General features: G+C 46.8%; 9 protein-coding genes and 1 pseudogene. 4 read left to right on the top strand and 6 right to left on the bottom strand.

Translation table 11 applies throughout. The features are described 5' to 3' along the window. From ACLFWI_RS17085 to ACLFWI_RS17075, 3 genes are all read left to right on the top strand, one after another. A partial coding sequence (locus tag ACLFWI_RS17085) for a calcium-binding protein (RefSeq protein ID WP_446413914.1) occupies nt 1-517 on the top strand: 517 nt, incomplete at its 5' end. Nucleotides 518-1,048: 531 nt separating this feature from the next. Continuing rightward, on the top strand, nt 1,049-1,447 hold the full coding sequence (locus ACLFWI_RS17080) for a hypothetical protein (protein ID WP_446413913.1): 399 nt from the start codon (nt 1,049-1,051) through the stop codon (nt 1,445-1,447). Nucleotides 1,448-1,632: 185 nt separating this feature from the next. Next, nucleotides 1,633-1,869, top strand: a complete 237-nt coding sequence (locus tag ACLFWI_RS17075; protein WP_446413912.1) for a hypothetical protein — start codon at nt 1,633-1,635, stop codon at nt 1,867-1,869. 251 nt (nt 1,870-2,120) lie between these two features. Here ACLFWI_RS17075 and ACLFWI_RS17070 read toward each other — a convergent pair whose 3' ends face one another. From ACLFWI_RS17070 to ACLFWI_RS17050, 5 genes are all read right to left on the bottom strand, one after another. Next, entirely contained in the window at nt 2,121-3,662 is a 1,542-nt protein-coding gene (locus ACLFWI_RS17070) for an HlyD family efflux transporter periplasmic adaptor subunit (protein ID WP_446413911.1), read from the bottom strand. Nucleotides 3,663-3,781: 119 nt separating this feature from the next. Then, nucleotides 3,782-6,832 (bottom strand): peptidase domain-containing ABC transporter, encoded by a 3,051-nt coding sequence (locus tag ACLFWI_RS17065; protein WP_446413910.1) that lies wholly within the window; start codon nt 6,830-6,832, stop codon nt 3,782-3,784. Nucleotides 6,833-6,889: 57 nt separating this feature from the next. After that, nucleotides 6,890-7,627 carry a peptidylprolyl isomerase gene (locus ACLFWI_RS17060; RefSeq protein ID WP_446413909.1) on the bottom strand — a complete coding sequence of 246 codons (738 nt, stop codon included), beginning with the start codon at nt 7,625-7,627 and terminating at the stop codon, nt 6,890-6,892. 256 nt (nt 7,628-7,883) lie between these two features. After that, complete coding sequence (locus ACLFWI_RS17055) at nt 7,884-9,014, bottom strand: tRNA (guanine-N1)-methyltransferase (RefSeq protein ID WP_446413908.1); 1,131 nt, start codon at nt 9,012-9,014, stop codon at nt 7,884-7,886. Nucleotides 9,015-9,224: 210 nt separating this feature from the next. Continuing rightward, complete coding sequence (locus ACLFWI_RS17050; RefSeq protein ID WP_446413907.1) at nt 9,225-9,998, bottom strand: SDR family NAD(P)-dependent oxidoreductase; 774 nt, start codon at nt 9,996-9,998, stop codon at nt 9,225-9,227. 462 nt (nt 9,999-10,460) lie between these two features. Here ACLFWI_RS17050 and aroF point away from each other — a divergent pair, with 462 nt between their 5' ends. Then, nucleotides 10,461-11,303 (top strand): 3-deoxy-7-phosphoheptulonate synthase, encoded by an 843-nt coding sequence (aroF, locus tag ACLFWI_RS17045; protein ID WP_446413906.1) that lies wholly within the window; start codon nt 10,461-10,463, stop codon nt 11,301-11,303. Between the two features lie 527 nt (nt 11,304-11,830). On the opposite strand, the pseudogene ACLFWI_RS17040 reads toward aroF, so the two are convergent. Further along, a pseudogene (locus tag ACLFWI_RS17040) lies at nt 11,831-12,078 on the bottom strand (cytochrome C); the annotation flags it as partial.

Genomic DNA, 12,078 nt, shown 5'->3' with positions numbered 1-12,078 from the left:
TAAGGATACAATTACCACAGGTTCTGGCAATGACACCATTTATGCCAATGAAGGGGTCAATATAATTGATGCTGGCGATGGTGACAATCTGATTTATAGTGGCTCTGGAAATGATACGATTACCACGGGTTCTGGTGATGATACCATCTATGCTGGTGAAGGGGTAAACACGATTAGTACCGGATATGGAAATGACATTATTTACAGTGGTTCAGGTGATGATTTAATTAATGCAGGTAGAGGTCAAAATCAAATCTGGCTGGGCGGTGGACAGAATACCATTAGCTTAGAAATGTGGGGATCTAGTGAGATTAATAACTTTAACCCCTATCAAGACCAACTTGACTTGGGACTCTCCGATCTACGCGGCGTAGTTTTGATCGGACAAGGCAATGATACAATGATCGGTTTAGGTAATTATGCGATTATGGCAACGCTGCAGAATGTTGATGTTCAGACTGTAGCGGCTCATTCCACTGATATTTTTGGCACAGAACTTACTGTGTTTTCCAGTTAAGCCTGTCCAGGGATCATCGGTGATCATACCAAATCCGGGTTCCGGGTTAACGACCTCCTTTTATACCAACCGCAAAAACCTTGTAGAGACGTTGCATGCAACGTCTCTACAGGTATATATTGACACCTACAAACATTAGGATATGAATCGGACATATCGCGATCGCGCCCAATGACGCTAAGTGACACTCAAGAAACCCAAGCGTGAGAGATCGCTGGGTAGAAGTAGGTTGCATGTACACTCTTTATTCAGATTAGCGCATTACGCTTCTAAATAAACCGTGGTCGCTTAAATTTACCTTTTTTAATATACTGACGGCAATAAATTTACCTAAGCTTAATTCTACAATTAAAAATTAATTAATTGACTGATGCACTGAAGATTATCAGCAATTTACATGATCAGACTAGACACATTGTAAATAAAATGTTATAAATATTAACTAAGCGCAATACATACGATAGTAAATACTCAAATATTGACGGGGTGTTGTCTGAAGCACGAGGATTGTCCTTTACCTATAGACTTCCAATGAATCAAAATTACTCAACCCTTTCCGTTGCCGCCCCTGCTGCTTCCCAGCCCTTAGCCAAAGTTACTGCCAAGTCAGGTTCAGATGACTCCCTCTGTTATGAGTTTCAGGTGAGTGGAGTTGGCAGAGGTACATTTAACTGCTCTGGTCATTTCCTGAATGGGAATAATACGGAGTCCGTACTTTTAGAATCTTTAGTCTGGAATGGGAAGGTGATCAAATTAAATAACTTCCAAGAACATAGCCTATGCTTTGAGCAAGGAAAATTATTGGGACTGAATCTTTTAGGTGAAGGTTGGGAGATTCTGTTGAATCTAGGCATTCAGATCAATAGTGTTCACCGGATTACAGAAGTCACCTATAAACTGATAAACCCATCTGCATCGGTTTATAGATAACACCAATCGAGGTAGAAATGCATAGCGTGCCATTGATTAACAATCCGCTATACCTTGATTGAACCCCTCCCTAACCCTCCCCGTCGTCTTGGGGAGGGAACTTGCATAGCCTGACATGAGATAAAATCTAGACAAGTTGAGTGCGAACAGGGATCGTTCCTGGTAAAGTCCTTTAATATTTAACGATGATGAAACCTAAAGTAGTAGTAGCGGCTGTTTTGGCGACGAGCGCGATCGCAACGGGTGTGGTGCTAGGTTCAGCTAGTTCCGCCCAATCCTGTATGTATAAGCAATCTGAGTCTGATCAGCAAAAACAAGCACAACTAGACTGGTTGCGATCGCCTTGGGCTATCTTGATCACCTTACCTGGAATTGCCTTGGCAACAGCCCTATCTAGAGGCGGGCGTGCTTACGAAAGTTAGAGGAATTATCGCGGTTGTAGGGGCGAGTCGCTGCATATCGTCGGCGGTGTGAGAATTAACCTATCTCGACTCGCCCTTTTCTAACGGTACGTGGTTTCGGATCATTCCCGATACAAAAGCCCAGGGCGACCCGATCGCATTAAGGGATCGGCGGTGTGAATTGAATGCGGCGGGTCGCCCCTACCATTGTCTTTGTGTAGGGCTAGACAATGACAAAGACGACTAATCGTTCAACCTACCCTGAAAAACAGCTACCTTACCGTTTTCACACTATCAATTTTCCGCATAAACAAGTCGCTGAAGATACTAATCACAGGGCGCTTGCGTACCCTGATATTAGCGCTTATCGACATCCCTGATTGTAAGGGAACTTCTTTGCCGTTGACGGATATTGTTTGTCTATCCATGCGAATTTCCGCTGGGAAACGATAGAATGGGTAGACTTCATTGGGGGGTAAGGCATCAGAACCAATCTGGACTAACTCGCCTTTGACATCGCCAAATTCGCTATAGGGAAACGAATCAACTCTGACATCTACGGGCATTCCTTCGTTAACAAAACCAATGTCCTGGTTAGTGATATAAACTTTGGCAACGAGTGTATCATTTGGCACAATTTTCACCACAGGCTCACTGGTGTTGGCAACAAAGCCGGGATGGGCTTTGAGGTCAAAGACTTTGCCACTTTCGGGTGCTTGTAATTTCTGATAGGTTAACGTTAACTGGGTTTGGCTGAGTTGGCTCTCGATTTCTTGGAGTCGTTTTTGGTTTTCAACAATAATTTTAGTGAGTTGGCTGTCAATTTCGGCAATCCGTTGTTCGTTTTGGGCAATTAGCGTTCGCAGTTCTTCTTCTGAGAGCGCCATAGTATTTTGTTTGCGTTCCTGGGCTTGCTGAATCGCTTTCTCTAACCGTTCCTGTTCTTTCTGGAGACGGGCGACTTCGGCGGCGCTGCTGTCGGTGTCTTGTTTCTGACGCAGATATTGGAGTTCCCCGAATGCACCTTCTCGCCACAGATTTTCTAGGCGATCGGTAATTTCTCGGTTAAAGGCTAACACTTGTACGGCATCGGCAAGTTGGATTTGGGTTTGAGTCAGTTGTCGGTTGATTTGTTCGACTTCTAAATCTGCCGCCGCTACGCGAGAGTTATACTCGTTTTGGCTTGCCTGTAGGCGTTGCCGTTGTGCCAAGGTTAAACCGGTAGGATCTCCGGTGAGTTGGGCTTGATAGAAGTTCTTTTCTGCCACTAAAGCCGCCCGATTTTTGGTCAGTGAGGCAATTTGGGGCGGGAGTTTCTCAGGCAGATTTTCCGGATCAATAGCAACGGCTTTGCCCGTCATCTGAGCTTGATAAAATTGATTTTCTTGGATTAAAGCGGCGCGAATTTGCTGGAGGGATTTAAATTGAGCTTGAGCCGCTGTTTGGTCAAAGGTGAGTAGGGTATCCCCTTTTTCGACGCGATCGCCTTCTTCAATGTCTACCACGCCAACAACCCCACCTTGGGGGGCTTGTACTTCTTTGACAGCCGCTTTGGGTTCGAGTTTCCCTTGGGCGGGAATGGCTTCTTCAATTTTCGCCAAAAATGCCCATCCGACGGTTAATGTCGTCACCCCAATAATCGCTACCACAATCATGCGGGGCCACAGGGGAGATTGTTGCAGGATAACGGGTTGATCAAATTCCGGGGGGTGCGTTGTCCGCCGAGTAGTTCCGGCTTTGGTTGCGGTTTTCACCGACTGTGCGGGCGATCGCGTGGCAAGGGGTTGGCTGGATGATCCGTTGCGTTGATTCATGATATAATTAGTCCTTCCTCATTGATCATTGGTCATTGGTCATTCGTCCCTGTTTCCTCTCAAACCAATTTCGTCATATTGAGGTCTTGAAAAGAAACAAAGGACATAAGACAAATACCTTAAAGTTGAGCGTCTTGCTGTTGATAGAGGCAGTAGTAGCGCCCTTGCAGTGCCATCAGTTCGTCATGGGTTCCTTGTTCAACGACTGATCCTTTATCCATCATTAAAATGACGTCGCTGTTGCGAATGGTACTTAAACGGTGGGTGATGAAAAAGACAGTGCGTCCTTTGAAGGCTTCAATTAAATTTAAACAAACTTGTCGTTCCGTGTCATAGTCGAGGGCGCTGGTGGCTTCATCCAAAATTAAGAGTCGCGGATTTTGTAGTACCGTGCGGGCAATAGCAATTCGCTGGCGTTGTCCCCCTGATAAGGATGATCCTCGTTCCCCGACTCTTGTATTGTAACCACTGGACAACCCCATAATAAACTCATGAGCGGCGGCGACTTTAGCGGCTTCAATGATTTCCTCGGCGCTAGCATCGGGATTGGTGAGGGCAATATTATCTTGTACCGTACCATCAAACAGCAGACTATCCTGGGGTACAATCCCTACCTGACGCCGCAGAGAATAGAGTTCAACTTTGGAGATATCGTAGTTGTCGATGAGAATTCTGCCGGAATCAACATCATAGAGGCGGGGTAACAGTTTCATTAACGTACTCTTACCCGAACCACTTTGACCGACAATCCCGACAAATAAGCCAGCCGGAAAATGCAGGTTAATATTGGTTAATTGCCAAGGACCACTCGTACCAAAGCGAAAGGAGAGATTTTCATACTCCACTTCCCCTTTAATCGCAGGCATAGGAATATTTAAGCGATCCGCCTCATCCGCTTCTTGGGGGCTATCCACAATATCACTTAACCGTTCTAAGGATAGCGCCGTTTCTTGGAAATTCTGCCACAGTTGGGCTAATCGGAGTAGGGGACTGGTAACATAGCCGGAAATAATTCGGAAAGCGATTAATTGTCCCAAGGTTAACTGCCCATCTAACACCAGATAAGCACCCACCCATAGGACTAACAAAGCGGAGAGTTTATTCAAGAAATTACTCGCTGAACCCGCTGTTGTGGACGTTAACACCGTCTTAAATCCTGCCGATACATACCGGGCATAGCGTTCCTGCCATTGCCAGCGCGTTCGCAACTCGATATTTTGCGCTTTTACGGTTTGAATCCCGGACATGACTTCGACTAAATAGGATTGTGTCTGGGCGTTCCGTTCGGCTTTAGTTCGCAGTTGGCGACGGACAATCGGTGAAACAATTACGGTTAACAACACAAATAGGGGAATAATCGCCAAGGAGACAATGGTTAGCACCCAGCTATAAATAAACATGACTACGATGTACAACACGGAAAACACCGCATCTAACACCACGGTCAACGCCGTTCCCGTCAGAAACTGACGAATATTTTCCAACTCATTAATTCGACTTGCCAGTTCCCCCACTGGACGCTTTTCAAAATACCGCAACGGTAAGCGAACTAAATGGTCAATAATCTCCGACCCCAGATGCATGTCAATCCGGTTCGTGGTATCCACAAATAGATAGGTTCGGAAACTGGTTAATAGCGCCTCAAAAACGGCAATGATCACCAGGAACAACCCCAGCACATGCAGCGTATCAATACTGTTTTGGACAATCACCTTATCGATGATCACCTGAATCATCAATGGATTCGCCAATCCAAATAGCTGCACAAAAAACGAGGCGATAAACACCAAAATTAAGACACGGCGATAGCGCACCAGAGACGGGAGAAACCATTGCAAGCCAAACCGTTGCTGCGGCGTGTGCTTTGTCCGTTGTACCAGCAGCACTGGGATCGCTTCCGGCGACTGCCCATCTTCGGTTGTCGGTAAACTATCCAGTAAATCAGCAGGTTTGCGGCGGACAATCCCCAGTTCTGGCACGCCCAGCAGCAATTCCCGGGGCTTGGCTTCATAGAGAACGGCAAAGCCTTCATACCAAGGAACCAAGGCGGGGGTTTGCAGGCGACTAATCGATTGGGGTGGTACATTTACCAATTGGGCATGTAAACCGATTAAATCCGCCACCGCCCCGCATAGAGGTAACGACAGCCCCCCCGTTCGCTGCATCTGTTCATTAAGTACCCGACGAATTACATCGCGGCGAAAGGGCATTTCTAAATGCTTACTCACCATTTGGAAACAGGCAAGGGTACTATCGAGGAGTCCTTTCCCTCGGACATGGGGATATTTGCGGCGTCGGTCAGGGGTTTGATCTACGTCCTCTGTGGCTTCTGGCGGTTTATCGGGGGCATAGGGGATACTATCGTTGCCATGATTATCGTCTAGCCAAGGGTCATCGTCGGTAGTTAGGGGGATCTGTTCGCCAACCACTGTAACGGGGATGGTAGGGGGTTCGGTTTGAGTTTCCCCGACTAAATCCGATTCGCGAAACCCGATAATCCGGGCGGGGGTAGATCCTTGGATGTCCAATCCCTGAGAAATTGCTTCTGGCGTCAGCCGACTCCCCACGGGAAAATCTTTGACGACACTCCCGCCACTGACAAACCACACCCGATCCGGCGTCAGGAGTTCAGTGGCGTCGGTCATAGGATAGAGGTAACGCACCTGGGCATCCGGGTAAGCGTTTTTTGCCAGTTCTTTGAGATTCATAATCCCACTGGCTTGGCGCACCAACTCCGCGCCGATTAACTCGAAGGCTTCGATGACACTGCACTGGTTTTGGAACGCAGCGGTAGCGGTGGGTTCCTGTGCCATCAGCGCTAAAAACTGGGCGCTGGGGATAGTTAAGCAGACTGACTCCGTTGATGCGATCGCGGTTTCACAAGGGATACCCCGGATCAGACTCACCCAACCCAGAATTGCGCCCGGTTTCAGCAAGTCCAGGGTGACGGGTTTTTGAGTGGTTTGTTCGTAACTCAAAAGACGCGCCTTTCCCTCATAGAGAATTGAGATCTGAGAGGGAATTTTGTCTCGCACCAGGATCGGTTGACCCATGCGATAGCGCAACAGTTGACTTTTTTGGGCCAACTTGGTTAGGGTCGAGGTGTCAAGTTGATTGAAGGGAAATATATCTGCCAGAAAATCCTGAATCGTTGTCTTTGTGTAGGTCATGGGCAAGCCTCAGGGAATAGCATTGTAGAGACGTAGCATGCTACGTCTGGACAGGGTTTAGGATTGAACGGGTGTACCTAAAGATATTTGTTGTCGCAGTTGTTCTTTTAACCAGGTGGTAAACATTTCATCCAGGAGTCGCTGACGCATGGCATCATCTAGTTGTACGGGTAAAAACTTTTCTAAACGAATGACGATAAACCAGTCCCCCAAGCGGGTAGGGGGTAGAAGTTGACCGGGTTGGCTAACGGTTAACATTTGCGCCAAGGTGGGGTGGGGTATACTCAGTTCTACAGGTCCGACTAATCCGCCTGTTTGCGCCTCTGGTCCTTGGGAATAATCCCTGGCAAGTTCATTAAACGATTGTTCTCCTTCTTGGATACGAAAATAGAGTTCTTGGGCAATAGCCGCCTCCTTTGTCCGAATCAGGGAATAAATTACCCGATCTAACCGTCCTTTGCGCTTGAGGAAATAGGATTCAATCTTATGTCCCCAGGTCGCCTGTTTAAATTTTTCCAGCTTCAGTCCTCGAACCGCTAACTCTTCAACTTGTTCTAAGGTTAAGTCTTGGCGATCGCGCCACGCTTGACGCTCTTCCTCGGAAGTTAGCTGATTTTTAGTATAGAACTGCTCGCAAGCAGCATTTTTTTCTTCGTCGGTACAATCTATGGTGGCAATGGCTTGATCAATAATGATTTCTCGCAATAACTGAGGGAGTAATTGATATTTGGCTAACAGGGGAATTACTTCTTCAGCCGTGATGGTTTGGTCGCCAACCTTTAAAATGGCAGTCATCGTGGTGAGAAGCCTCTCAAGGTAGTGTTTTCAATAGCTTGTAGACTGGGTGATTTCCAAGATAACATCTTGATTCAACCGAATGTTATCCTTCAGCACCAATATTAATTGAAAGTTTATGAAAGTTAAGATTTTTCCTTGGGGCGAGGATTTTGTTAAATTTTTTGTTCAACGGTAATAATTCGTCAACGAGTCGATGCGCCCTACTTGTTCCCTTGAGAAGCAAACTACGTCCTTCCTAAGGGTTTGAATCTTGTTAACATTTCTTAGTACAGTGTACAGAATTTAGGGCGACAGCGATACAAGTGTGAATATCGGCATTGGTTTTAATCGCTCCCGGTGTAATATGAGTAGCACAGGCGAAATATCCGCGATCGCGCAATGCCTGAATCAGATGTTCTCGTTTGGGGATATCCAAACGCCCTCGGCGTCCAATTTCCGCCAAGGTATAAAAGTAGGGGGGGAAATCGGCTTCTGCTTCCATGAGGCTGAGGAGTTGTACCCGTTTTGACCAGTTCCACTTTTCAGCTAATCCCTGCATCTGTCTTAACCAAGATTTATTATGCAACAGTCCCAGCCACAGCGGACCACTCAGAGTGAGAGATTTGTGGTCATGATCACAAACTACACGCCCTAATTGACGCCAGGACACAGTTTGATAATTGCCACAGTGATGACAGTAACCCAGAAATCCGTAATTTTGCAGCGTCAACGGCTGATTTTTGACCAAACGCACCATCAGGCGATAGGTTTGACCCGTAAACAGGGAGAAAATCGGCTCAATCCCCAAACCCTTGGCAATGGCTTGCTGCTGAAGTTTACCAATCACCACTCGCAATCCTTGTTCCTGGGCGGCGGGATGGTTGCGGGGATAGGCCCCATAAAAGCCTAAACTACTTTCTGAAGCATGACCCGTCAGCTTGCGCCCATCGGTACTGGTGAGATAGAGGAGTCCGCCTAGTTTCAGCGCCCAGAGGCTAGTATCCAGATAGGGAGTAGGGGAACCAAAGCAATCCACATCGATGAAATCGTAGTAATCTCGGCGGTTATAGCACTCAAAAAAGACCTGATTGGCGTCGAGATGGGTAAGGGTAGCTTTATGGCTGGCGATCGCGCCTGCTAAATTTTGCTGTAAAATCGGGTTCAGCTCAGGATTTCCCTCATTCACCCAGATCCAATCGGCTTGACTTTCCAAACTATAGCGTAGAGAACGCACTCCACAGCCACTCATCGCATCAATTACTCGTAAGTGACCAATTTTAGACTTATAAATTGTTGCAGCTAAAACCCCTAAATCTCGCACCACTTGCGTCCCTGGGCGATAAAACGCATTACCAATTTTAAATGTGGCGTTGCCTTCTGTATGTTCGGTTAAATTTCGGGTCATTGTTTGCGCTTTTGAGTCTTATCTTATTTTTCAAATAAGTAATGTACACAGATCCCCGACTTCTCAAAGAAGTCGGGGATCTTGCTTGGATAGACTGTACTTCATACCAAGTTGCATTCAAAGATCTAGCTTTCCCTCCCCCTGCTTCCCCTGCTTCCCCTGCTTTTCCTATCTACTATGTTTGAGCGCAACTCGGTATCAGAACACCTTTTATCTGGCGCTATACCCACCGTCGATCACTAATTCAGACCCTGTAATAAAACTGGATTCATCAGAAGCCAGAAACAACGTAGCATAGGCAACATCGCTAGGTTTACCAATTCGACCGAGGGGATACATTTTGCCCAACTCTTCCTTGCTTTTCCCCCGTTCTTTAGCACCGTAATCTGCCATCTGCGTATCTACAATACTGGGATGAACTGAGTTAATGCGTACCTGTTGGGGAGCGAATTCCATCGCCGCATCTTTGGTCATCGTGCGTACAGCGCCTTTACTTGCACCGTACAAGGTTTGCCGGGGAACACCGAGTAAGCCAGCCGTGGAAGAAATATTGACAATTGAACCGCCATCCTGTTGAGCCATTAATGGCGCACAATACTTCATGCCGAGGTAAACGCCTAAAGCATTGACATTCATCATTTTGTGCCAATCGTCTACCGTTGTTTTCGCCATTTCTTTGTAGAAGAGAATCCCGGCATTATTAACCAGGATATTGGGTATACCCCAGACAGTTTGCGTTTCATTTAAAGCTCGTTGCCAATCCTCTGGTGAGGCAACATCGTGCTGGTAGAATTGAGCTTTGCCACCTACCTGCTCAATCTGGCTGATGGTGTCTCGACTCTTCTGTTCGTCAATGTCCGTTACCACTACCTTTGCCCCTTCTGCTCCCAGTAGTCGTGCGATCGCCTGTCCAATGCCAGCACCACCACCTGTGACTAGAGCAATTTTGTTATCGACTCGACCCATAATGCTATCTTTACCCAATGGAATATTAGAACTATCCGCTACAGTAGACAGAACAAGCTATAATCTACATCTTTCTTGAGCTAGAGTTCTGGGATTGATCCAGATCAGGTATTGACTTAGCCACAACAGCTTGCTATTGTGTCCAGTAACAGGCATCTCGTTAACGATTCATAGAAAGCCCTCAGCTATGCTCAACTACAACAACTACTTTTATTTTTGGTTTACGGAGGTTCACCGGAGGTGAGCAGAGTTCCTCATGGAACCTCCCCGGTGGACCGCAGAGCAAAAGCTGCGGTCTTTTTGTTTTTTAAGGAGTATCTGATGACAACCTACCTGAGTAACTGGTTTACCTTATTTTACTTTTTTTGGTTCGGAGGCGGTTCCGGGTAGGTGATGCTGCGTTAAATTTTCTCAGAACCCGGAACCAGCAAGGAACCGGGTTTTTTTGTTGTCCACTGATTGTATAAAGGAATTAGTCTGATGTTGAATGCTACACTTGCCACTCAATCCGATCGCCAAACTCTAGTTCATCTGTCGGATCATATCGCCTTCGGGGGTGAGGAATTGGTGATAATTGCCGGTCCTTGTACGGTTGAGAGTCGATCACAGATGGAAACCGTCGCCACTCAACTGCAACGTGCCCCGGTTCAGGCGTTACGCGGCGGTGCTTTCAAACCTCGCACGTCTCCTTACTCGTTCCAAGGTTTAGGGGTAGAGGGATTAGAAATATTATCCCAGGTGCGATCGCGTCATCAGATTCCGGTGGTGACGGAAGTTATGTCCATTACCCAAATCGAGTTAGTCGCTGCCCATGCTGATATGCTTCAGGTGGGCAGTCGTAATATGCAAAACTTTGATTTACTCAAAGCCTTGGGTGAAGTTGATCAACCGATTCTGCTGAAGCGGGGATTAGCGGCGACTCTAGAAGAATTCGTTATGGCAGCCGAATATATTCTCAGTCATGGGAATTCTCAAGTGGTGCTGTGTGAACGAGGGATTCGCAGTTTCGATACCTATACCCGGAATGTCTTAGATTTAGGGGCAGTTGTGGCACTCAAGCAGATGACTTCATTGCCTGTGATTGTAGACCCTTCCCATGCCACGGGCAAACGGGAATTAATTTCCCCGTTAGCGAAAGCGGCTGTCGCCGTGGGTGCAGATGGATTAATCATCGAGTGTCATCCCGAACCGGAAAAATCCGTATCGGATGCCCGTCAAGCGTTATCGTTAGACGATATGGTGGAGTTGGTTCACAGCTTACACCCCATCGCCGCCGCCGTCGGGCGAAAAATTCCAGCCAGTTTAGCGGCTGTGTCAGCCTGATCTGTAATTTTCGCGATCGCGCAAACCCAACAGAGGGCTATTTTTCAAATTGAGTTTTCGACTGATGCGATCGCAGTCGTTCCCCCCAGAAATGCAAACCCATACCCCGCGACAGAAAATCAGTAAATCGAATTTTTGGGATATTATGTGTTATTTTTTCTCAGCTTGTGACGATAGTTAAGGCATCATTGTAGAGACGTTGCATGCAACGTCTCTACATAAATGATGTGTCCTAACAGCCATGGCGGTTGCTATATAACCCAGTCCGCGCAGGCGGACTACCCTTCGGGAAGGCTTCGCATACATTTGTGTAGAAGCGATTTCAATCGCCTTAGCAAAAGGGTGTAATAAAGGCGGATTTGGTATCAGAGGCTCTATCAGTGTAAAAATGACCATCAAATCCATAATCTTTGGGAGCATCCCAATTTGGCACGTTGGCTCTTTGAATAGGGCTGAAACCCTTGGAATTGCGTTACTTTAGGTAATGCTTTGTCCAAAACGGGATGCTCCCTAATCTTTCCACATCCTTACGGTGAATCATCCCATTCTGGGGTTAAACGCCGATAGTCATAATCTCTAGCTCCGGGATGACAACTGATGCATCCAGCCGCCGTCAATGTCGGAGGTAAATCAACACGGGGATGAAGTGCTTTAAAATACCGTGATTCAGTCACACGAAAGGGCGTTTGCTCATCTTCTGCTAAAGGACGAGAAAAGGTTCGTAAATAATTCCAGACAATAAAGATAAATGGACGCGGAATCTGCTCTAACCGTT

The organism is Coleofasciculus sp. (assembly GCF_046539235.1).
GTDB lineage: Bacteria > Cyanobacteriota > Cyanobacteriia > Cyanobacteriales > Coleofasciculaceae > Coleofasciculus.
Note: the sequence above shows the minus strand (reverse complement) of the source record. Positions and strands in the feature narration are given on the sequence as shown.